Here is a 21,677-nt window from a genome sequence, read left to right on the forward strand (position 1 = left end):
AAGTGTGATTTGTATTGGCCTTGCGTCAAAAGAAGTGTTTTGGTTTGTCAGACATTTAAGTTGCATCGTAGACCATAAAAAAATCAACAACTTTTACAGATTTTCTGTAATCCGATATCTGGCATTTTTTGTAGGGATACATCCGCCCCTTCCCCTAAAAGCAAAGGTCGGATTTTCCAAATTACGATCGGTACAGAAAATCTGCCGTTTTTGTTAAATGTAGGTTGTCGATTCTAACCTCTAAATGTGGATCCGAGGCAAAAAAATCCGTGCAAAAAAAAGCATTCGAATCTGAAGTTTGTTGCGCTCGCCAACACAGGAAGACAATTTTGCAACAAAAACGCGTCAAGCCAGAGTTTGGAATTTGGGATTTGGAATTTGGGATTTGGGATTTGGAACTTGGGATTTGGATTTTGGATTTTGGATTTTGAATTTGCAATTTGGATTTTTGAATTATCTTAGTACGCTCACTCAAGCTTCCTCCCCAAATGGAACAACCTCGGTTCAACCGCGTACGAATCATCTTCATATCTTCGGCTTTTTTGCTGCTGCTGCTTTCGGTTCTTTCTTATCATCGGATAGCTTCTTTGCATCGGTCGGCAGAGTTGGTCAACCACACGACTCAGGTAAAACTCGACCTGCAGAACATCTACATTTCGGTTTCGGAAGCAGATTCCGGCATTCGCGGATTCATCCTGACCCAGGATTCGACATATCTCGATCGTTTCAACCTGAATTTATCGGAACTCAATATCGAGACGGAACATCTGAAAGAACACACCACAGACAACTATTCCCAACGCATGAACCTGATCAAGCTTCGCGAGATCGTCAAAAGGCGGATCGATTATATGCGTTATTTGCTCAAAGAGTCGAAAATGCACAAAATCCAGAAAGGACAATGGCTGGGCGCGCGCAAGATCATGACCGAACTCAGGCTGCATATCGCCCACATGAGCAAGGAAGAAGACATGTTGCTCAAACTTCGGCAGGTCGCACTCGAAGAAGAAATGCTCATCACGCCTTTGTTCACGGTATTTCTGACCGTGGCGGCGCTTTTGGTGCTGATCGCTTCCTATTTTATGGTAAACCGCGAACTGACGACTTCGACCTCGTTACGACTGCAGATCGAGGAACGAAATGCACAACTCGAGCAACGAAACACGGCACTTGACCAGATGAACAAGGAACTGGAATCGTTCACGTACATTTCCAGTCATGACCTTCAGGAACCGTTGCGAAAAATGCAGACGTTCATCAGCCGAATCATCGATAAGGACAACGAGAATTTATCCGATGTAGGGCAAAATTACCTTAAAAGAACTCAGGAAGCGGCAAACCGTCTGCAGAACCTGATCCAGGATTTGCTTGCCTATTCGCGCGTGAACAAAGAGATTTTCCCGTCAAAAGAAGAAGACCTGCACCTGATCGTGAACGAAGTCAAGGACGAACTATCGGAAGAAATCCAGGCAAGCGGCGCCAAGGTCGAGGTGAAAGGAAAAAAGGAAGTTCGCGTGATCATTTCCCAATTCCGGCAATTGCTGATAAACCTTGTCTCGAACGCCATAAAATTCACGGCCGACGGCACAAAACCACATATCGTCATAGCGCATTCCATCGTAAAGGAATGGGAAATCCCGGGTGCGAAAAAATCTGAAAAGGCATTTTCAAAAATCGAGGTCTCAGACAACGGAATCGGCTTCGACCCAACCTACCAAACACGTATTTTCGAGGTTTTCCAGCGCCTTCACACGCGAGAAGAATATTCGGGAACAGGCATCGGACTGGCCATCGTGAAGAAAATCGTCGAAAATCACGACGGTTACGTCACGGCTCACGGTGAAGAAGGAAAAGGCGCGACTTTCACGATTTACCTGCCGTGTAAATAATCCGGACTAATTCTGCAAAATTCTACAAAAATGCTGTAAGGAAGCGGGCTCGCGTTTTTCGGAACTTTGAAAAACAAATCCTAAACGACCCAACCATGAAACGTTTTTCACTTTACACATTTGCACTCGTCTTCCTTTCGCTCACTCTCACAAGCTGCGAACTCTTTGAAGGAGTTTTCAAAGCCGGAATGGGCGTCGGAATCTTTATCGTGATCGCCATTTTGGCCTTGATCATCTGGATAATCTCGAGGTTCAGAAAATAACACCAGAAACAAAAATTGCTATTTGAAGACTGCTTTCGGGCGGTCTTTTTTTTGTGTCGAATTCGTCCAAAATGTTATTTTTTGGAAACCAAACAAACAAGATCTATTCCGTAAACGCAACGCCCGAATTCAAAAAAGCACTGTACACAAAGCTCAAAACCGAAATCGCGATCGCTTTGCACGACAAATTCATTTTCAGCCACTTCGCCAAGCGCGCCAAAGCCTTCCAAGTTTGGCGATATTGAGCACAAATTTCGCGAATCGCTTTCGGAAATGCTGCAAAACCCAATGTACGAAATTAGGATCTCTCCCGAAAACCGAACGATTCTGAGACATTACCTGCATTCGCATCCGGTCTATTTCGAAGGGAACCACTATGATAACGAAGCCATCCGAATCAAGAACCAAGCGGTGGAAAAGTATTATGAAGTCGTCAGGGAATCGTTTTTCCGAACCAAGAAAAAGCTGCTGGAATTCAAGACTTCGCTTATCGACTAACACAAAAAAACCGCTGCGATCAACAGCGGTTTTTCTTTATGAATACATTTTGGCTCTGAGCTCCTTGATTTTTGGATCGTCAAGGTAATCGTCAAAGGTCGTGTAACGATCAATTACGCCTTTCGGAGTCAACTCGATAACGCGGTTGGCGACGGTTTGCGCGAATTCGTGGTCATGTGTCGTAAACAACACCGAACCTTTGAAGTTCTTGAGCGAGTTGTTGAAAGCCGTGATCGATTCGAGATCTAAGTGGTTTGTCGGTTCGTCGAACATTAAAACATTGGCTCTTTGCATCATCATTTTGGATGTCATGCAGCGCACTTTTTCACCTCCGGACAAAACTCTCGCCGATTTCAGCGCTTCCTCACCGGAGAAAATCATTTTGCCAAGAAATCCACGCACGTAGACTTCATCGCGTTCCTCTTCGGTTTTCGACCATTGGCGCAACCAATCGACCAGGTTCAAATCGACGTTGAAGTATTCGTGGTTGTCCACCGGAAGATAAGCTTGTGTCGTGGTGATTCCCCAATCGAAAGTTCCGGCATCGGCTTTTTGCTTGTCGTTCAGGATTTCGTAAAATGCAGTAGTGGCGCGTGAATCTTTGGAGAAAACGACGATCTTGTCGCCTTTGGCCATGTTCAGGTCGACATTCGTGAACAACGTTTCCCCGTCGACCGAAGCCGCAAGATCCTTGATGTTCAAAATCTGGTCGCCGGCCTCGCGTTCCTGTTCCCAAATGATCGCGGGATAACGGCGGGACGATGGTTTGATATCGGCGATATTGAGTTTCTCGATCATTTTCTTACGCGAAGTCGCCTGCTTGGACTTGGCTACGTTAGCCGAAAAACGTCGGATGAACTCTTCGAGTTCGGCTTTTTTCTCCTCGGCCTTCTTGTTTTGCTGGGCGCGCTGTTTGGCGGCCAACTGGCTCGATTCGTACCAGAAAGTGTAGTTTCCGGAGTAGTGGTTGATCTTGGAGAAGTCGATATCTGAGATATGCGTACAGACCGCGTCCAAAAAGTGCCTGTCGTGGGAAACGACGATAACCGTATTTTCGTAGTTGCCCAGGAAATTCTCGAGCCAAGTAATAGTTTCAAGGTCAAGGTCGTTCGTCGGCTCATCCATGATCAATACGTCTGGATTTCCGAAAAGCGCCTGTGCCAAAAGGACGCGAACTTTGAGCTTTCCGTCAAGGTCGGCCATCATCGTGTAATGGTGCTCCGATCCTATTCCGAGGTTGGACAACATCGTGGCGGCGTCAGAATCGGCATTCCATCCGTTCATTTCCTCGAACTGCACCTGCAATTCCCCTATGCGGTCGGCGTTCTTGTCGTCATAATCGGCATACAACGCGTCCATTTCTGTCTTCACGCGAAACAAATCCTTGTTGCCCATCATCACCGTTTCAAGCACGGTGTGCTCGTCGAACATATTGTGGTTCTGGTTCAAGACCGACATACGCTTGCCCGGTTCAAGGAACACGTTGCCCGATGTCGGATCGAAATCGCCTGACAAAATTTTGAGAAAAGTTGATTTTCCGGCACCGTTGGCTCCGATCACGCCGTAGATGTTCCCATCCGCGAAGACGGTATTTACCTCGTCGAACAAGATACGTTTACCAAATTGTACCGATAAATTATTTACTGTTAGCATCTTAGGTAATGGCTTTTAAAAAATGTGGTGCAAAAATAGCAAAAAAAACGCGTTAATCCTTGCGCGCAAACGCCTAAAAATGGGCAAATTACATTTAACTATGCCTTAACAAATACTTTAGTATCACGCGCATATTTTTGTTGCACATCCGTTGATTTATGCCAGACCTGAAAATGATCCGCACCTTGGTGATCCCGTGCGCTCTAATGTTGTTGTTGATGTCGTGTGACAAGAAGTACGGCCGAAAGGATTACACCGCTTTTTTCGGAGGCGAAGTACTCAATCCGGAAAACCGATATGTGCTGTTCTGCAAGGACGGAGAAGTGATTGACACCATTCCGCTCAAGGACGACAATACCTTTTTCAAACAATTCGATTCGCTTGCGCCCGGACTTTACTCCTTCCGGCACGATCCCGAATACCAATATGTCTATTTCGACAAGAACGACAGTTTGATGGTTCGCGTCAATGCGCGTGATTTTGACGAATCGGTGGTTTTTTGCGGACGTGGCGACCAGAAGAACAATTTCCTCATGGAAATGTATCTCAAGAACGAAGCCGACAAGAACAAATTCTACCCGATTTTCGATTACGAAGTTTCCGAATTCGAGAAAGCCGCCGACAAATCGTACGAAGCCTCGAAGAAATTCTATGCGACAAAAAAAGACGAGATCAGATGGAGCGATGATTTTGACAAGTTCGCCAAGGCCGCCGTCGATTTTCATTACTATTCCAAGAAAGAGATTTATCCGTTGGTGCACAGAGTCAGGACAGGCGTCGATTTGACCGATGAAATTCCGCAGGAATATTACGATTTCAGGTTAAATGTAGATTTCAACGACGAGGAATTGCTCGGTTACGCGCCTTACATCAGCTATCTGTCACACATGCTTGGCAATCGATCGGCGATCAATTATCACAATCATTATTCCGAAGCCGATTTGGCGCTCAAGGAAAACATCACCAAACTCGAGATTGCGGACACGCTTATCAAGGACGACAAGGTCAAGAACATCATCCTGAACAATATCGCTTTCAGTTATCTGCTCGAAGACCAGAACATGGAGAACAACCACAAGTTCCTCGAGATCTTCCACAAATTCTCTACCGACAACAGCAAAAAGAACGAGATCAATAAGATCGGCCTGGCCATAAAACAGCTCAAGGCCGGAAATGAATTACCCGAAGTCGATTTGGTCGGAATTGACGGAAAAACGATTTCATCGGCAACTTTTACAGGCAAAAAAACCGTGTATTTCTGTTGGACGAGCAAACTTGAATCGCACTTTCGCGCCTCTCACAATAAAGTGGCAAAACTCAAATTGGCGCATCCCGATTATCAGTTCGTGGCCATCAATCTCGACGACGACGAGGAAAAATGGGGACGAATTCTCGCCAATTACAAAACCACCGGCATCGTAGAGACGCGTTGTCTCGATTTCCAGAGTGTCAAGGACAAATGGGCGATCACGAAAATCCATCGTACTATCGTCACGAACTCCGACGGCACGATCAAAAATGCGTTCGCGAACCTGTTTGACGTGAACTTCGAGAAAGAACTGTCGACCAACGCCAACGCGAATTCCACAATAATAACTTCCCGATAACGCCGACTCGCCAATATTTGTCCGGACTATCGTCTGAAGGTTAGTACACTAATTGAAAATCTGTCGATGAATTCGCGAATTCGCGGTTGGAATTTTTACACGTAAAATACTTCTCAATTTGTACATTACCTGACTTCAGTTCGCGTTGCTCGGGTCGTGGCTTTACAAACAAAATAAACCATTAAGATCATTAAGAACAGTAAGGCATTTCGTTTTCGTAACTATATTTTTTAAACCATTAGGGCGTTAAGGAAGTTAGCTATCCGTAATCATTTGCTTTTTGCTTTGCCGCATATCTAATAAAATCTAAGAGAGTTAAGCCGCGAATTCGCGAATTCATTGACGCGATCAAGATTGAATTCGCGAATTCGCGGTTGAATTACAAAGTCAGTAATTGAAAATCTGGCGAAACCACCAAAAAAATCCGCATCAAAAAAAGCCAACAAAAAAACCGCGAACAAATCCGCGGCTTCAAAAAATATCAGCAAAAATCTTATTTGTTCCCTTTCTGGAAATCGGCTACGAATTGCGCCAGACCAATATCGGTCAACGGATGCTTCAACAAGCCCAAAATAGCCGAAAGCGGTCCAGTCATCACATCAGCCCCGATTTTGGCACAATTCACGATATGCATCGTATTGCGAACCGAAGCCGCCAGAATTTCGGTCTCATACCCGTAATTGTCATAAATCTCGCGAATTTCCTGAACAAGGTTCAATCCGTCGGTAGAAATGTCGTCCAAACGTCCTACGAAAGGCGAAACGTAAGCCGCACCGGCCTTGGCAGCCAGAAGCGCCTGACCCGGTGAAAATACCAACGTGACGTTAGTCCTTATTCCCTTGTCTGAAAAATATTTACAGGCGCGGATGCCGTCCTTGGTCATCGGTAATTTCACCACGATGCGCTCGTGAAGTTCAGCCAACTCATCGCCTTCCTTGACCATTCCGTCATAATCGAGAGCGTTTACCTCGGCACTCACGTCACCGTCCGAAATATTGCAGATGTCGACGTAATGTTTGAGGATATTGTTCGTGCCCGTAATGCCTTCCTTGGCCATAAGCGACGGGTTCGTAGTCACTCCGTCAAGAACTCCGAGTTCCTGAGCCTGTTTGATTTCGCTAAGGTTAGCCGTATCGATAAAAAATTTCATAGTATAGTATTATGTGTGTTTATTTTGTGCTGTGAATGAAGTAACCAACGTGTCTGCCACTGCTTCTGGATCTGCAACTGCAACTGTTACCTAAATCTGGGCGTTCCGGCGGCAAGTTCCAAAACAAACCATATTCTGCCACAAGAACTGTTCGCCTCAACGAATCCAAAAAGCCGCCGTCGGGCTGCCGCTGCTATCTTTTGCACGAATTATGGCTTTTGAACAAGCATTTTGCAGGCAAAAGGATATCCGCTCACATCCCTAACGCAATGTCCTACGAAAGTACGACTTATTTCCCATTGAAAACAAATAAGTGTGCAAGATACATTTAACTATAATTTGTAGTGTTTCATCAGCATTTTCTCGTAAGTCTTGTCGGGTAAAATCCTTTTCAGTACAATCGAGAATTTTGACAAAAATGGCCCGACCTTGTAGTGTATTTTCGGTTTTGTCGTATTGATGATCTTCTCGACCTCATACGCCACAACAATTGGATCGTCTCCCGAATTCACGTGCTGATTTACCAATTCGATGGTGCGTCCGTAAACTTCGGCATAAGCGGATGAAGGCGACAAAGGCGTGTAATATCTCCTGGAAGCGATATCCGTGGCGAATTCTCCCGGCGCCAAATTGCAGACTTCGATCCCGAAACCTTTCACTTCCATTCGGATCGCTTCGGTCAAGAGTTCCAGAGCGCCTTTCGATGCCGAATAAGCCCCGCGAAAAGGCAATCCCGTATAGCCCGCAATCGACGTGATGTTGATGATATGGCCGCTTTTTTGCGCCCTCATATGTGGAATTGCCGCTTTCATCACCTCGATCGGTCCAAATAAATTCGTCTCGAAATGACTGCGGATCTCGTCTGTAGGAATTTCCTCAAGCGGCCCAAGAATCCCAACGCCGGCATTGTTCACCAAAACATCGATACTTCCGGCAATACCTACGACTTTGTCCACGCAACGTTTTATGGTTTCAGGTTTGTTGAGATCGAGCGCCAGCAATGGAAAAGGCGAATTGAGCACTTTCTCCGGGTTTCGGCTTGTCCCGAAAACATTGTGCCCTTTGTGGAAAAGATATTCGGCGACAGCTTTGCCCAGTCCCGAGGAGGCGCCAGTTATTAGGATGGTTTTCATGTTTCGATTCTGGATTTTTACCTGTGCAAAAGTCCGAATAATTTTTAGAAGCGTTATAGATAATCTTTTAACAAAAAGTACAGATTTTCTGTAAGTGGCGTATTCGGAATTTCCCGAAATTACCTTCAGGGAAGGGGCCGGTGTTTATCCCTAAAAAAAATCTAGCCGACCTGATTACAGATTTTATGTAATTATTGTTAAAGTTTCGTCGATAAAGATTACATAATGAAAGGTCAGTCCAATAGCTATTTTGTCCTTGATTTGCGCCCAAAAAGTTTCCACGTCATCGGTTTTAATGTGCGCGAATTTGGTTTGGAGAGCATGATCTCACATTCGTTTCGACGCAACGCCGCCCAACCCCTTTCGGCATTCGATTCGCCGCAAATAAAACCCAGAATGCCTACGTAGAAAGCGATCGTGTCCTCGATTTCGTCCGTGTACAACATGGGGATGACGGCAGAAATTTCATATCAGTAACGAGGTTTGAATAATTTGGTAAAAGCTTTGTACAAACTTTGGTGCAGGATCGTTCCGTGGTCTTCGTCGGACAGCAAAGCGAAATCCGACTTTACGCCTTTTGTTGCAGCGATGATTTTGTAAAAAACGTCCGCGTCTTTTTGCATGATTTTATCTTCCTTTCCACCAGCGGACACATAGACATATTTGCCTTTGTAATCGTTTTTGGACACGACCACTTTCGCATTTTTGAGCAGGCTTTCATCGTCCCACCACAAACTCGGACTCACGATAAGGTAATGCGAGAAAAGCTGCGGTTTCCTGAGCAGAATCTCGCCGACAAGAAGTCCGCCAAGGGATTGGCCTATCAGGTAATTTTCATTTGTGGTTTTATAGTTCGATTTTATGTATGGCAAAAGTTCCGTTTCAAGAAACCGGATGAAGTCATCGGAATGTCCCGTCGTAGGATATTTGTCGGTCAATTCTTTCAGATCGGTGTGAAAGGTGAAATCGCGCTTGCGGTCGACATTCTCGATTCCGACGACAATCGTCTCCGGCATCGTATACATCAGATTGAAAAACTGCACCAAACCAACCACATGCAGGAAATCTTCACCGAGCGAGCCGTCCAGCAAATAAACCACCGAATACGATTTATCCTTGTCGTAACCCTGTGGCAAATAGATGTTGATTTGCCGATTCTCGTTCAACACCGCTGACTTTATGGTCTTGATTTCTCCTATCGTAAGCGGCTTTTGGGAAATAGTTTCGGTTTGGGCAAATGTTGTTGCGACGCAACAAAACGCGAAAAGGGAAAGGAGTTTTTTCATGGTCCTAAGGTACGAAGATTGGGGAAAGTGTCAGTAGCAGTAGCAGAAGTAGCGGCGGAATAGCAGTAGCGGACGGACGCAATACAAACAAAAAAATCTCCCGAAAGGAGATCTCAAAGTAAAAAAGATGGCAAGCGACCTGCGTCGCACCGCTACAACCATATACCCTTGCTATGTTCCCATCCTGGGGGATTCTACAGGAGCTGGTCGCGCAGGACTTGCCGTTGCAAATATACAATCTTTTCGTATTTTCGCAAACGCGCACCCCAATAAATACGGGATTTGCGCCTTAATCCAGAAATTTCCTTAACAATGAAATATAATCTTTTGGCAGCCACGTTTTTAGCTTTGGCATTCAACGGTTGCGAAAATCCAAAATTGGGTGAAAAACACTTTTCTTTTGATGAATCCAAGTTCAAAACCGCCTACAAAGTTGGCGACAAGGTCGATTTGGTGATCGCGAATCCAGAAGACAAGGCCATAGACAGCATCGCGTTTTACGCCAATGAAAAACGCGTTTCGGCTGTAAAAGGCGCCGGAAATTGCAGTTTTTCGTTAGCCGATGCGAAACTTGGCTACCAGCAACTGAAGGCTTTGGTCTATTTCGAAGGATCGACGGCCGCCGAGGAAATCACGGCAAGGGTGGAAGTCATGTCGAGCGTGATCGCCAAACCATTGAAATATACCGTAGTCCGAACTTTTCCTCACGACACGGCCGCGTTTACCGAAGGCCTTGAATTCTACAAGGACACTTTACTCGAGAGCACCGGCCAAAACGGACGTTCGTTCATTCGAAAAGTCGACCTAAAAACCGGGAAGGCCTACAAGCAAACTGATCTCGAGCAACACTATTTCGGAGAAGGAATCACGGTAATCAACAACCAACTTTTCGCGCTCACATGGCAATCGAACGTAGGATTCATCTACAATCCCGGAAATTTCAAGCGCGTCAAGACGTTTTCATACGACAGGAAAATCGAAGGCTGGGGAATGACGAATGACGGTGAATTCATCTACTGTTCTGACGGAACGGAGAAAATCTGGAAAATGGATCCGAAAACACAAAAAATGCTCGATTACGTCAACGTTTACACGACTTCCCAAAAGATCAAAGCCGTTAACGAACTCGAATGGGTCGACGGAAAAATCTACGGAAACGTGTGGCAAAAAGACGTCATCGCGAGAATCGATCCGAAAACAGGTTCGGTCGAAGCCGTCCTGGATTTGGTGAACTTGCGCAAGGAACTCAAGAATCCGGCCTCGGAAGTTTTGAACGGAATCGCTTACAACAAGAAAACCAACACTTTTTTCGTGACCGGAAAGAACTGGGATAAGATGTTCGAGATCAAAATTTCGGAGTAAGCCGCGAATCGACTTTTCGGAAATTCACATTTATTCGTGCATTTGTGGCATTTATCTTTTTCCACAAATGCGCGAATTCATCTTCACCCGAATTCGACTGCAAAAAATTCAGCCGCGAATTCGCGAATTTACGATCGGTGCCAAACTCGAATTCGCGAATTCGCGGCTGAAAAATAGGCAATGTGCGAACTTATCTTCACCCAATTCAACTACAAAAAATTTGGCCGCGAATTCGCGAATTTACGCGCTGTGCCAAACTCGATTCGCAAATTTGCGGTTGAAAAATAGGTAATGCATGAGCTTATCTTCAGCCAATTCAACTGCAAAAAATTTGGCCGCGAATTCGCGAATTTACGCGCTGTCCCAAACTTGAATTCGCAAATTCGCGGTTGAAAAATAGGCAATGCACGAATTTATTTGTGTGGAAATCTGTCGAAAATCAAGCCCGATCTGCGGCAAAAATCACAAAAACAGGTTAATCGAAAGCAGTGTTCAACCGCAAAGTCGTACTTTATCGTCACAACAACACGACTATGAAATACTTGACCTCACTCCTACTCGCGCTTTTTTTGGCGGCAAGCTGCGGTTCGTCCGATGACGAAAATCAACAGGATACGCCGAATCTGCAAGCCCAAACGCTTATGAATGTCGCTTACGGAGGCGATCCACAGCAAAAAATGGACGTCTATCTTCCGGCCAACAGAACCTCCCAAACCAAAGTTTTTATCCTGATCCACGGCGGCGGATGGAGCGGCGGCTCGCGTTCCGATATGGCATTTTTCATCCCCGGGCTCAAAGCCGTCTTCCCAAACCACGCTATCGTCAATCTCGAATACAGACTTGGAACGGCGGCAAGCCCCGGTTTTCCCAAGCAAATCCAGGACATAGAGAAAGCTATCGATTTTCTCAAAGCCGAAAATTATCAGATCTCGAACCAATACGGATTGATCGGAGCCAGTGCGGGTGCGCATTTGTCGATGCTTTACGGATACGATTACGATCCTGATCACGAGGTAAAGGCGATTTGCAGTCTTGTCGGACCGACCGATTTCACCGATCCGAATTACCTGAACCATCCGTTGTTCCAAGGCGGACTCACGGCTTTGGTCGGCAATTTTACCTTTGAACAGAACCCAGAAATCTATGCCGAGGTAAGTCCGCGAACGCACGTCAGCGCGTCATCTCCGGCGACAATCCAGTTCAACGGCGGCCTCGATCCTTTGATTCCGGTCACTCAGCAGTCGCGACTCAAGGAAAGACTGGACAGTTTCAACGTTTACAACGAGGCCTATTTATATCCGACTGGCGGGCACGGCACGTTCAACGCACAAGACTCGGCCGATTTCCAGGCGCGTCTCGTGGCCTTTTTCCAAAATAAGTTCAATTGATAAAATCCATCCCAACCTTTTTTGCCGATCGGACATCTTTATAAAAAAGCCGACGACAAAAGGTGTTCCTACATCACTCGCGTCCGACCGCTCCCAGGAAAATCCGCAACTCCTGTTTTTGGTCGGACGTTTTTGTTTTTGGCTCATTTTGCAAAACCCTGAAGTGCAATCGGGCGAACTGCTGCAACTCGTAAAAAACAAGAAATGAGAAACCTATTCATAGAAATACCGACGCCTTGCCACGAAAATTGGAGTGAGATGTCACCTGTCGAAAAAGGGCGTTTTTGTAATTCCTGTCAAAAGAACGTGATCGATTTCACCAAATCAACCGACGCTCAGATTGCCGTTTACTTCGCCCAGAACAAGAATGTCTGCGGACGCTTTCGCCAAAGCCAGCTCGAACGCGAATTGATAGTCGCGGAAGACAAATCTCATAATTGGTTACTTGCGGCGTCGGGCGTTTTGGCTATGTTGTCTTTTGCTTCGATGCAAGCTCAGGAAAAGCCGAAACCTCAGGTAGTTCTTTTGGTTGGAGAAAAATTGGGCGAAGTTGAAGTTGCCGAAAAACCTTTTGTTTCCGAAGATACTGTCGCGATCGCCGCTTTGACAAAAGTCATTTCCGGAATTGTTTCAGATAGCCAAATCGCAATTCCAGGGGCAAATGTGACAGTCAATGAAACCAAGATCAGCGTGCAAACCGATATTTACGGAAAGTATCAGATCGAAGCCAAGCAAGGACAAACACTTACTTTCTCTTTCATAGGCTATACCGACGTCCAGGTGAAAATCGGAGCGCGAGACACAGTTGACGTTGCTATGTCCGAAGGCGGAATTACGTTAGGCGATGAAATAGTTTTTAGCGGATACGCTATCTATCATCGCCCGAATTTCGTAAAACGCACCTATCACAAAATTAGAAATTGGTTCCGATGAAAACATACAGCCTGAAAATCCCTAAGCCTTGCCACGAGAATTGGAGCGAAATGTCGCCCGATGACAAAGGCCGTTTTTGCGGTACTTGCGAAAAGAAAGTGCACGATTTTTCGAATGCGCCCGATCGCGAGATCATTTCCGTTCTAAAAAGTTCCGACAAAATCTGCGGAAGATTTACCAGATCGCAACTCGGACGCGAGTTGGTCGGGCCTCGTGAACCGTCTGTCTTATTGCCATACGTCGCTTCGGGGGTTTTGGGAATGCTGTCGGTCGCATCGGCCCAAGCCCAGGAAAAACCGAATGAACAAACGGTCTTGCTCGTCGGAAATCCATTGGAAGAAGTCGTAATCGATACAACACAAATCGTGGAAACGGAAATTATGGGCGATGTGATGTTTGTCGAAGAACGCGATTTTTTTACGCTTGTGGGAACGGTTTTTGACAACTCGGACAAGCTTCCTGGCGTTTCCGTCACCAATCTCGATCTCAAAAACCAGGCTTCGACGGACGTTAACGGCAAGTACCGCATCGAAGTTCGAAAAGGCGACCGGCTTGTGTTTTCGTACATCGGATACAGCGATACCACTTTCCCAGTTGGCGATTCCATGGTTTGCGATGTGAACCTGAAGGAAAACGCTGCGTTTATGGGCGAAGTCGTGGTTTCGAAAAGCAATATCTTCAAACGTGCTTATTATAAGGTTAGAAATTGGTTCCGATGAAACCGTGAGAATTTCCGGAAAGAATCACATCGGACGCCTTTCTAAAAACATCGACAACCGGAAAAAACGCTAAAAAAAAGCCCCCGATTTCTCGAGAGCTATTATCCGGCACAACAACTACTACTGCTTCTGCATCTGCTACTGCATCTGCTACTGCATTTGCTTTTGCTACTGCTTCTACCCTATTTTTTAGCAATGAACTTACTGGTTTTGGTATCGTAAACCAATTTCGTCTGCGTCGATTTGTTCTTGAGATAAACTTCGCCGTTCGCGCCAAGACTGCATTCGAAGCCTTCGCGACGTGTTTTTTCCTGCGTCTCCGAAACATATTTATCTGCCGACAGATATACTTTTTCTGTGATATGGTTCGCGAGTTCGATATTCTCGAGCACTTTCGCCTTCGATTCCACATCCACGATAGTCGTATTCTTTTGGGTAATGTCCTCGAGTTTGGTTTTGGCATCGCCCTGTTTTTTCTTTTCGGTCCACGTTACGGCGTAAAGCTGTTTTCCGCTGCAGGAAATCGGTTTGACCACGACATCGCTCGGTTCGCTCATCGTTACTTTCCTAAGACTTACCGTGTCCTTGGATGGCGAAATAGTCAGGAAAAGGTTGTTTTTACTGTAGTCGACGCTCAAATTATCGGCTTTTGCAAAAGATTTTGGACCAGCCGCCACCGTAGTTTTGGCCTTGCTTTTCGATTTTTTTGATTTTTGGGCAATAGCCGATGTGCAAGTGAGCGACAAGGCCAAAGCGACAAAGAATATTTTTTTCATAGTGATTTGGATTTACGGCAAAATACGAAAATTCACATAGCCGAATTGTTAATTTCTTATCTTCGGACGAACCGATAAATGGAAACAGAAAAACGTGTTTATGAGAATTTTATTTCTTTTTGCGATGATTTTCGGAAGCCAGTCCGGATTTTGCCAACTAAATTTCGAGAGACATTCCGATAGAAATTTAGGCATTGCGCTTTCCTATCCCAAAAACTGGAAGCCTAATTACAAAAATCCTAACAGGTCCGTATCGTTTACAGCAATGCGGTTGGAAAACGATCGTCCGGCGGCATCGCTTTGGATACACGTGTCGGAAGACAAAAAGGAATCGTTGGACACCTTGACTTTCAACTACATGAAATTGTCGCAAAAAAACGGAAACAAGATTTCGGGAGGAAAGGAAGCGAATTTTGGCGGCAGGCTTTACTATTTTTTCACGACTTCACAGAAAAATCAGGAAGACGAAACAAGGTCTCAATTTTACACGACAAAATCTGGTGACAAATTTTATATCGTCTGTTTCATGGGCTATCGCGCAGATTACTACGCTAAATACGAACCGGATTTCCTCAAAATAATCGAAAGCCTCAAAATCGATTGACAGATAACGATTTGCGTCAGACGAAGACGTCTATTGTCTACTCATCTTTGGTCTTCGCCTATAATCCATAAAAAAACCGGACTGTTTCCAATCCGGTTAACTACAATTATTAATTAACAATTATTAATTAACAATTATTAATTAATAGTTATTAATTTACTTCACTTCCTCATAATCGACATCCTGGACATTATCGCCAGAATTCGCATCACCTTGAGGAGCGTCTTGCTGCGGCTGGCCTTGAGCGGCTTCACCTTGCTTGTACATATCTTCCGAAGCAGCTTTCCAGGCGGCATTCACTTTGTCAAGCGCCGGTTGGATCACGTCTACATCTTTCGTTTCGTAAGCCGTCTTCAATTCCGCCAAAGCTGTTTCAACGTTAGACTTGTTCGCCTCTGAAAGCTTGTCGCCAAGTTCGGTCAATTGGGCTTCGGTCTGGAAAATCATGCTGTCGGCCTCGTTGAGTTTCTCGACTTTCTCTTTCGCTTTTTTGTCGGCGTCGGCGTTGGCTTCGGCGTCCTTGCGCATTTTCTCGATTTCTTCCTGGGTCAAGCCCGATGAAGCCTCGATTCTGATATCGTGCGACTTTCCGGTTCCTTTATCAGTTGCCGAAACCTTGATGATTCCGTTGGCATCGATATCGAAAGTCACCTCGATCTGAGGAACGCCTCTTTGTGCAGGCGGAATGCCATCCAGGTGAAAACGTCCGATCGTCTTGTTGTCAGTCGCCATGGCGCGTTCTCCTTGCAAAACGTGGATTTCCACGCTCGGTTGGTTGTCAGCGGCAGTCGAAAACACCTGTGATTTTTTGGTTGGAATTGTCGTGTTAGATTCGATCAATTTCGTCAATACGCCGCCCATAGTCTCGATTCCTAGCGAAAGTGGCGTAACGTCCAAAAGCAATACGTCTTTCACGTCTCCGCTCAAAACACCACCTTGGATCGCTGCTCCGATGGCCACAACCTCGTCAGGATTTACGCCTTTCGAAGGTTTTTTTCCGAAGAACTTCTCCACTTCTTCCTGAATTTTCGGGATACGTGTCGATCCACCGACCAAGATAACCTCGTCAATGTCCGATTTCGACAAACCTGCATCTTTCAACGCTTTTGCAACTGGTTCCATCGAACGACGCACCAAAGTATCGGCCAATTGCTCGAATTTGGCTTTCGTCAATGTTTTCACCAAGTGCTTCGGACCTGAAGCCGTAGCCGTAACGTATGGCAAGTTGATTTCGGTCTGAGCCGATGAGGACAACTCGATTTTCGCCTTTTCGGCAGCTTCTTTCAAACGCTGCAATGACATCGGATCCTGACGCAAGTCAACGCCTTCCTCCGATTTGAACTCGTCTGCCAACCAATCGATGATCACTTGGTCGAAGTCATCACCTCCAAGGTGCGTGTCTCCGTTTGTAGACAATACTTCGAAAACGCCGTCACCCAATTCGAGGATCGAGATATCGAAAGTACCGCCACCAAGGTCATAAACCGCGATTTTTTGGTCTGTCGATTTTTTGTCAAGTCCGTAGGCCAAAGCGGCTGCAGTCGGCTCGTTGATGATACGCATGACTTTCAAGCCCGCGATCTCACCCGCTTCTTTGGTCGCCTGACGCTGCGCATCGTTAAAGTAAGCCGGAACGGTGATTACCGCTTCGGTAACTGTCTGGCCAAGATAATCCTCGGCCGTTTTTTTCATTTTCTGTAGTGTCATCGCTGACAATTCCTGTGGCGTGTACAAGCGTCCGTCAATGTCGACGCGGGCCGTGTCATTGTCACCTTTCACAACCGAGTAAGGAACGCGTCCGGCCTCGTTTTGTGACTCAGAATATTTGTTCCCCATAAAACGCTTTACCGAAGCGACCGTCTTTGTAGGATTGGTCACCGCCTGGCGTTTTGCAGGATCACCCACTTTGATTTCACCGCCTTCAACGAATGCGATTACCGAAGGCGTGGTGCGTTTTCCTTCGGAGTTCGGGATTACGACAGGCTCGTTACCTTCCATTACGGCAACGCAGGAGTTGGTCGTACCCAAGTCAATTCCGATTATTTTTCCCATGATTCTATGTTTAATTTTGTGTGTTTACTTTGAATTTGGCAGTCCTTAGTCAATTGTTGTGCCATTACTGCGTTTGTCAGTTTGGTATGACAAGATGACATTTTTTAAATCCAATTTTCATCGCGATAGCCTACCTGGGCAAGATCCCGACTTTATCGATAACCTGCATTTAACAAAAACTACGGTTTTTCTGTAAACGACTTATTTCGGAAATTCCGATCTTACCTTCAGGGAAGGGGTTGGTGTAGTATCCCTACAAAATCGTCATCAGCGATATTATAAAAAACGAAACTTTTTTTCGACAAAATTAGAGTCGTCGTTATTTTAAGCTCTTACCCGCTGCCCGCTGCTAGCTTTTTTGCAAGCGCCAGCTTTTTCTACGACTGCAACGAGCTTCCGCTGGTCGCTGTTGCAGCCGTGAAAAACCAAGGTGCTTCCTGCAAAAGGCTATCCGCTTGCATCGGGGCTATGAATTCGCGGTTTCGGGTAACTTTTGACTTCAAAAAAAAGGAAAGTGTTAACCGAATCAATAAAACGGCCAAAATCCCCAGGAAATCTGATCCTGCGTCTTAACCAAGAATCGAGATTTTTTACTTTCGAATCCCTCAAACACGACAGTTCCATTGCTATAAGGCGAAGAATTGAATTTCGTACTGCAAGTTTTAGCTTTTCGCATTTGAAATTTGTCCCGATAGCTATCGGGACTGGGATTTGGGATTTAGAATCTGGGATTTGAGACAAATTTTTCTGCTATTCACAAAATTTTACATCAAATTCCAAAACATTCACATTTCCGAAATCGATTTCAATGCCTGCGTTACTATATTTGCACCAAAGTCCCAAATCGGCTTATCCCATACAATGGCAATGGAAGAATGCATCTCCGTTTTCGACATGCTCAAAATTGGCGTCGGACCTTCGAGTTCACACACGCTCGGACCTTGGCGCGCAGCCGAACGTTTCCTGTCGGAATTGCGCGAAAACGGCATTTTCGAAAATATCGAACGCGTCAGGATCGACCTTTACGGATCGCTGTCCCTGACCGGAACCGGCCATGCCACAGATTTGGCAGTTATGCTGGGTTTGTCCGGACAGGACCCGGAATACATTCCCGTCGAGAACATTTCATCCATCATAAAAGACATCGAGAACTCGAATTCGCTTTTGCTCGGAAACGAGAAAAAAATCGTGTTTTCGTTCCTGATGGACATCGTCTTCAACAAAAACTTCCTGCCATTCCACGCCAACGGACTAAGATTCACGGCCTACTATGGCGATTTTCAGTACGAGTCGACTTTCTATTCGATAGGCGGCGGATTCGTCGTGAAAGAAGACCGTCCGAATGCGAAGGCCAAGGAAATCATCAAATGTGCTTTTCCCTATCCGATCCAAAAAGCCGACGAGCTCTTGAAATATTGCAATGATCTGGGCAAATCCATTTCTGGGATCGTTTACGAAAACGAGAAATCGATGCGTTCGGAAGCAGATATCGACCGCGAACTCATGCGAATCTGGGACACGATGCTGGAATGCATGTATATCGGCTGCCATTCCGAAGGCATTCTTCCCGGCGGACTCAACGTTCGCAGGCGCGCTTTCGACATGCACAAGAACCTGATCGGCGACAAACCGTACGCGAATCCTCAGGAATGGCTGCAGACGATCAGAAAAACCGAGGTAAAATTCCGTTCGATACTGAAATGGGTTAGCTGTTTCGCTTTGGCCGTAAACGAGGTCAATGCGTCATTAGGCCGCGTCGTGACTGCCCCAACCAATGGAAGCTCGGGCGTGATCCCGGCAGTCCTGATGTATTATATGGTAATCGAAAACCATACGGCGAGCAACGACGACATCAAGAAATTTCTCATGGTCGCCGGAGAAATCGGCAGTATTTTCAAGAAAGGTTCGACGATTTCTGCCGCGATGGGCGGATGTCAGGCCGAAATCGGGGTTTCCTCGGCAATGGCAGCCGGAGCTTTGACCGAACTTTTGGGAGGAACTCCGGAGCAAGTCCTCATGGCAGCCGAAATCGCAATGGAACACCACTTGGGATTGACCTGCGACCCGATTGGCGGATTGGTCCAGATTCCCTGCATCGAACGCAACACCATGGGCGCGATAAAAGCCATAAACGCCGCCGAACTCGCGCTCGAAACCGATGCCAAAAACGCCAAAGTCCCGTTGGACAAAGTCGTCGATACGATGTGGCGCACCGCTCAGGACATGAACGCGAAATACAAGGAAACTTCCGAAGGCGGACTCGCGATCGCGGTGAACATGGCCGACTGTTAATTCAGGTCAAAACGTTCCGACGCAATTCGAAAAATCGTAACTTAAAGGGGATTTTCCGCTTGACGGACAATCGCACGAACGATTTTCAACCTTTCACCCAAATGCCATGTTCCACATAGTAGTCATAATCCTGTTCTTGCCCATCGCAAGCCAACTGATTCTGGGAAGTTTCAGCATCGCCCAAAAAATCAACCTCAAATATTCCGTTATCACGCAAATCAACATCGCCGTCGCGATCGCGCTTTTGATCGCCGCGCCAAAATTGCTCGATGTCGAAGCCAAGATCGAACACGTTAGAAGCATCATGCCAAGAACGACTTATTACACTTTGGCGATTTTTCTGTTTCTGGCCTTTTTGTCGGTGATCGGATTTCAGCTTGTTTGGAAAAAAGGACATAAAAAGAGACTTAATCGGGATTGACTTTTGGATTTTCGGATTTTGAAATGCGAATCTTCCCGAATCGTCGCAGATTTTACCTTTTCTGACTCGAGGTTCAACGCGAGAATTCGGATTTTTGGTTTTGGGATTTGGGATTTTCTTTGACCATTTCATAACCTTGACGTGACCTCCAAAAACAACACAAACGGTAACTTGCATAAAAAATCGCATGTCACTGTTTTTCAAAATATTGCCCGCATTTATCCACAACTGGCTGTTCAAGAGAGCTTTGCAATCCTCATTCCTGCATTGACTCCTTAATGGACCTGAACCGACCGGATTTTGGAAAGGATTTCGCTTGGGGCGTTTCCACGGCTGCTTTCCAGATCGAGGGCGCGCACGACAAAGATGGCAAAGGCCTGTCGATTTGGGATGTTTTCACCGATTCAAAAAGCAGGATAAAACACGGACAGCACGCCAAAACGGCCTGCGATTTCTACAACGCTTTCGAGCGGGATATCGATTTCCTGACCCAACTTTCCATCCCGAACTTTCGGTTTTCGCTGAGTTGGCCCAGGATTTTCCCCAGCGGAATGCGTCCGGTGAACCCAAAAGGCATCGCGTTTTACGACAGGTTGATCGACCATCTGCTTGAAAGGGGAATCGATCCCTGGGTGACGCTTTACCACTGGGATTTGCCGCTTGAACTCGAGAAAAAAGGCGGTTGGACCAATCGCGATATTGTCGAATGGTTTTCGGAATATGCTTTGTTTTGCGCCCGGCATTTCGGCGATCGCGTCCAGAATTGGATGGTGATGAACGAGCCGTCGGTTTTTACTGGCGCGGGTTATTTCCTTGGCATTCACGCTCCGGGAAAACGCGGGCTTCCGAACTTTCTCAAAGCCGTGCACCAAGCGACTTTGGCTACTGCTTCGGCGGGAAAAATCCTAAAGTCGGAACTTCCGCATGCCAATATCGGCACGACGCTTTCCTGCACGCACATTACGGCGAATTCCGCCAGTCCAAAAGACGTTCTCGCCGCCGATCGCGTCAACACTTTGCTCAATCGCTCGTTCATCGAGCCTTTGTTGGGCTTGGGTTATCCGACCGAAAATTTGTCGGTTCTAAAGAAAATCGAGAAATACATGCAACCCGATGACGTGGCGAATATGGCGTTCGATTTCGACTTCATCGGCTTGCAATGCTACACGAGAGAAGTCGTCAAATCTTCAATTTTTACACCTTATTTGCGCGCCAAACTCGTGCCCGCTACAAAGCGAAATGTTGCTTTTACCGAAATGGGTTGGGAAGTTTTTCCAGAATCGATGTACGAATTGCTCAAGCAGTTTTCAAGGTATCCGAACCTTCCGAAAATCATGTTGACCGAAAACGGAGCGGCTTTCAAGGACGTGATTTCGGGTGGAAAAGTGCAAGACGAAAAACGCATCGACTACATAAAACAACACCTGAAACAACTGCATCGCGCCAAAACCGAAGGCGTAAATGTAAACGGCTATTTCGTGTGGACGCTGACCGACAATTTCGAATGGGCCGAAGGTTACAACGCGAGATTCGGGTTGGTTCACGTCGATTTTGAAACGCAGCGACGCACGGTCAAGGAATCGGGATTCTGGTTTCGCGATTTCCTTGACGGACTCAGATCTTTGGGTTGATAAAGTTCGTCCGAATCGCG

The 21,677-nt window shown here is 46.1% G+C and carries 20 protein-coding genes and 1 other RNA gene; 13 read left to right on the top strand and 8 right to left on the bottom strand.

Annotated features, from left to right (window positions below; genetic code table 11):
• The first annotated feature begins 488 nt into the window (after positions 1-488).
• The 4 genes from EOO49_RS04690 to EOO49_RS04705 all read left to right on the top strand — a co-directional run bounded on the left by EOO49_RS04690 (position 489) and on the right by EOO49_RS04705 (position 2,650).
• Positions 489-1,889, top strand: a complete 1,401-nt coding sequence (locus EOO49_RS04690; protein ID WP_290843209.1) for a sensor histidine kinase — start codon at positions 489-491, stop codon at positions 1,887-1,889.
• A 95-nt stretch (positions 1,890-1,984) separates the two neighbouring features.
• Complete coding sequence (locus EOO49_RS04695; RefSeq protein ID WP_290843211.1) at positions 1,985-2,152, top strand: hypothetical protein; 168 nt, start codon at positions 1,985-1,987, stop codon at positions 2,150-2,152.
• Positions 2,153-2,223: 71 nt separating this feature from the next.
• Entirely contained in the window at positions 2,224-2,397 is a 174-nt protein-coding gene (locus tag EOO49_RS04700; RefSeq protein ID WP_290843212.1) for a hypothetical protein, read from the top strand.
• Between the two features lie 43 nt (positions 2,398-2,440).
• Positions 2,441-2,650, top strand: a complete 210-nt coding sequence (locus EOO49_RS04705; RefSeq protein WP_290843213.1) for a hypothetical protein — start codon at positions 2,441-2,443, stop codon at positions 2,648-2,650.
• Positions 2,651-2,686: 36 nt separating this feature from the next.
• On the opposite strand, the gene EOO49_RS04710 is transcribed toward EOO49_RS04705, so the two are convergent.
• A complete protein-coding gene (locus tag EOO49_RS04710; protein ID WP_290843215.1) occupies positions 2,687-4,303 on the bottom strand; it encodes an ATP-binding cassette domain-containing protein in 1,617 nt (538 codons plus the stop codon).
• A 158-nt stretch (positions 4,304-4,461) separates the two neighbouring features.
• On the opposite strand from EOO49_RS04710, the gene EOO49_RS04715 reads away from it, so the two are divergent.
• Positions 4,462-5,910 carry a redoxin family protein gene (locus tag EOO49_RS04715; protein WP_290843216.1) on the top strand — a complete coding sequence of 483 codons (1,449 nt, stop codon included), beginning with the start codon at positions 4,462-4,464 and terminating at the stop codon, positions 5,908-5,910.
• A gap of 493 nt (positions 5,911-6,403) precedes the next feature.
• Here EOO49_RS04715 and fsa read toward each other — a convergent pair whose 3' ends face one another.
• The 4 genes from fsa to ffs all read right to left on the bottom strand — a co-directional run bounded on the left by fsa (position 6,404) and on the right by ffs (position 9,703).
• On the bottom strand, positions 6,404-7,060 hold the full coding sequence (gene fsa, locus EOO49_RS04720) for a fructose-6-phosphate aldolase (RefSeq protein ID WP_290843218.1): 657 nt from the start codon (positions 7,058-7,060) through the stop codon (positions 6,404-6,406).
• Between the two features lie 332 nt (positions 7,061-7,392).
• Complete coding sequence (locus EOO49_RS04725) at positions 7,393-8,193, bottom strand: SDR family oxidoreductase (protein WP_290843220.1); 801 nt, start codon at positions 8,191-8,193, stop codon at positions 7,393-7,395.
• A gap of 470 nt (positions 8,194-8,663) precedes the next feature.
• Positions 8,664-9,479, bottom strand: coding sequence for an alpha/beta hydrolase-fold protein (locus EOO49_RS04730; RefSeq protein WP_290843222.1), 816 nt, complete (start codon positions 9,477-9,479; stop codon positions 8,664-8,666).
• Positions 9,480-9,604: 125 nt separating this feature from the next.
• Positions 9,605-9,703: signal recognition particle sRNA small type (gene ffs, locus EOO49_RS04735), an RNA gene on the bottom strand.
• A gap of 88 nt (positions 9,704-9,791) precedes the next feature.
• On the opposite strand from ffs, the gene EOO49_RS04740 reads away from it, so the two are divergent.
• From EOO49_RS04740 to EOO49_RS04755, 4 genes are all read left to right on the top strand, one after another.
• On the top strand, positions 9,792-10,841 hold the full coding sequence (locus EOO49_RS04740) for a glutaminyl-peptide cyclotransferase (RefSeq protein WP_290843224.1): 1,050 nt from the start codon (positions 9,792-9,794) through the stop codon (positions 10,839-10,841).
• Positions 10,842-11,374: 533 nt separating this feature from the next.
• Entirely contained in the window at positions 11,375-12,229 is an 855-nt protein-coding gene (locus EOO49_RS04745; protein ID WP_290843226.1) for an alpha/beta hydrolase, read from the top strand.
• A 204-nt stretch (positions 12,230-12,433) separates the two neighbouring features.
• On the top strand, positions 12,434-13,162 hold the full coding sequence (locus EOO49_RS04750) for a carboxypeptidase-like regulatory domain-containing protein (protein WP_290843228.1): 729 nt from the start codon (positions 12,434-12,436) through the stop codon (positions 13,160-13,162).
• A complete protein-coding gene (locus EOO49_RS04755; RefSeq protein WP_290843229.1) occupies positions 13,159-13,881 on the top strand; it encodes a carboxypeptidase-like regulatory domain-containing protein in 723 nt (240 codons plus the stop codon). Before EOO49_RS04750 ends, EOO49_RS04755 begins: the two co-directional genes overlap by 4 nt.
• Here the strand turns inward: EOO49_RS04755 and EOO49_RS04760 are convergent.
• The gene (locus EOO49_RS04760) at positions 13,862-14,077 is read right to left on the bottom strand and encodes a hypothetical protein (protein ID WP_290843231.1); all 216 of its coding nucleotides are present in this window, start codon (positions 14,075-14,077) and stop codon (positions 13,862-13,864) included. The two genes, EOO49_RS04755 and EOO49_RS04760, sit on opposite strands and share 20 nt — an antisense overlap.
• A complete protein-coding gene (locus tag EOO49_RS04765) occupies positions 14,064-14,657 on the bottom strand; it encodes a hypothetical protein (protein WP_290843233.1) in 594 nt (197 codons plus the stop codon). The genes EOO49_RS04760 and EOO49_RS04765 overlap by 14 nt, the downstream gene beginning before the upstream one ends.
• A gap of 100 nt (positions 14,658-14,757) precedes the next feature.
• On the opposite strand from EOO49_RS04765, the gene EOO49_RS04770 reads away from it, so the two are divergent.
• The gene (locus EOO49_RS04770; RefSeq protein WP_290843235.1) at positions 14,758-15,261 is read left to right on the top strand and encodes a hypothetical protein; all 504 of its coding nucleotides are present in this window, start codon (positions 14,758-14,760) and stop codon (positions 15,259-15,261) included.
• A gap of 156 nt (positions 15,262-15,417) precedes the next feature.
• Here the strand turns inward: EOO49_RS04770 and dnaK are convergent, their stop codons facing one another.
• Positions 15,418-17,313 (bottom strand): molecular chaperone DnaK, encoded by a 1,896-nt coding sequence (gene dnaK / locus EOO49_RS04775; RefSeq protein ID WP_290843237.1) that lies wholly within the window; start codon positions 17,311-17,313, stop codon positions 15,418-15,420.
• A gap of 867 nt (positions 17,314-18,180) precedes the next feature.
• Between dnaK and EOO49_RS04780 the strand changes: the two genes are divergently transcribed.
• The 3 genes from EOO49_RS04780 to EOO49_RS04790 all read left to right on the top strand — a co-directional run bounded on the left by EOO49_RS04780 (position 18,181) and on the right by EOO49_RS04790 (position 21,657).
• Complete coding sequence (locus EOO49_RS04780) at positions 18,181-19,605, top strand: L-serine ammonia-lyase (protein ID WP_290843239.1); 1,425 nt, start codon at positions 18,181-18,183, stop codon at positions 19,603-19,605.
• Positions 19,606-19,711: 106 nt separating this feature from the next.
• Positions 19,712-20,026 (top strand): hypothetical protein, encoded by a 315-nt coding sequence (locus EOO49_RS04785; RefSeq protein ID WP_290843241.1) that lies wholly within the window; start codon positions 19,712-19,714, stop codon positions 20,024-20,026.
• A 278-nt stretch (positions 20,027-20,304) separates the two neighbouring features.
• Positions 20,305-21,657, top strand: a complete 1,353-nt coding sequence (locus EOO49_RS04790; protein ID WP_290843243.1) for a GH1 family beta-glucosidase — start codon at positions 20,305-20,307, stop codon at positions 21,655-21,657.
• Positions 21,658-21,677: the final 20 nt, after the last annotated feature.

The organism is Flavobacterium sp. (assembly GCF_004295795.1).
Lineage (GTDB): Bacteria > Bacteroidota > Bacteroidia > Flavobacteriales > Flavobacteriaceae > Flavobacterium.

Bases quoted from the DNA above. Each gene is read 5' to 3' on its own strand.
- EOO49_RS04690 (WP_290843209.1), top strand. From the start codon at position 489: ATGGAACAACCTCGGTTCAACCGCGTACGAATCATCTTCATATCTTCG.
- EOO49_RS04695 (WP_290843211.1), top strand. From the start codon at position 1,985: ATGAAACGTTTTTCACTTTACACATTTGCACTCGTCTTCCTTTCGCTC.
- EOO49_RS04700 (WP_290843212.1), top strand. From the start codon at position 2,224: ATGTTATTTTTTGGAAACCAAACAAACAAGATCTATTCCGTAAACGCA.
- EOO49_RS04705 (WP_290843213.1), top strand. From the start codon at position 2,441: ATGTACGAAATTAGGATCTCTCCCGAAAACCGAACGATTCTGAGACAT.
- EOO49_RS04710 (WP_290843215.1), bottom strand. From the start codon at position 4,303: ATGCTAACAGTAAATAATTTATCGGTACAATTTGGTAAACGTATCTTG.
- EOO49_RS04715 (WP_290843216.1), top strand. From the start codon at position 4,462: ATGCCAGACCTGAAAATGATCCGCACCTTGGTGATCCCGTGCGCTCTA.
- fsa (WP_290843218.1), bottom strand. From the start codon at position 7,060: ATGAAATTTTTTATCGATACGGCTAACCTTAGCGAAATCAAACAGGCT.
- EOO49_RS04725 (WP_290843220.1), bottom strand. From the start codon at position 8,193: ATGAAAACCATCCTAATAACTGGCGCCTCCTCGGGACTGGGCAAAGCT.
- EOO49_RS04730 (WP_290843222.1), bottom strand. From the start codon at position 9,479: ATGAAAAAACTCCTTTCCCTTTTCGCGTTTTGTTGCGTCGCAACAACA.
- EOO49_RS04740 (WP_290843224.1), top strand. From the start codon at position 9,792: ATGAAATATAATCTTTTGGCAGCCACGTTTTTAGCTTTGGCATTCAAC.
- EOO49_RS04745 (WP_290843226.1), top strand. From the start codon at position 11,375: ATGAAATACTTGACCTCACTCCTACTCGCGCTTTTTTTGGCGGCAAGC.
- EOO49_RS04750 (WP_290843228.1), top strand. From the start codon at position 12,434: ATGAGAAACCTATTCATAGAAATACCGACGCCTTGCCACGAAAATTGG.
- EOO49_RS04755 (WP_290843229.1), top strand. From the start codon at position 13,159: ATGAAAACATACAGCCTGAAAATCCCTAAGCCTTGCCACGAGAATTGG.
- EOO49_RS04765 (WP_290843233.1), bottom strand. From the start codon at position 14,657: ATGAAAAAAATATTCTTTGTCGCTTTGGCCTTGTCGCTCACTTGCACA.
- EOO49_RS04770 (WP_290843235.1), top strand. From the start codon at position 14,758: ATGAGAATTTTATTTCTTTTTGCGATGATTTTCGGAAGCCAGTCCGGA.
- dnaK (WP_290843237.1), bottom strand. From the start codon at position 17,313: ATGGGAAAAATAATCGGAATTGACTTGGGTACGACCAACTCCTGCGTT.
- EOO49_RS04780 (WP_290843239.1), top strand. From the start codon at position 18,181: ATGGAAGAATGCATCTCCGTTTTCGACATGCTCAAAATTGGCGTCGGA.
- EOO49_RS04785 (WP_290843241.1), top strand. From the start codon at position 19,712: ATGTTCCACATAGTAGTCATAATCCTGTTCTTGCCCATCGCAAGCCAA.
- EOO49_RS04790 (WP_290843243.1), top strand. From the start codon at position 20,305: ATGGACCTGAACCGACCGGATTTTGGAAAGGATTTCGCTTGGGGCGTT.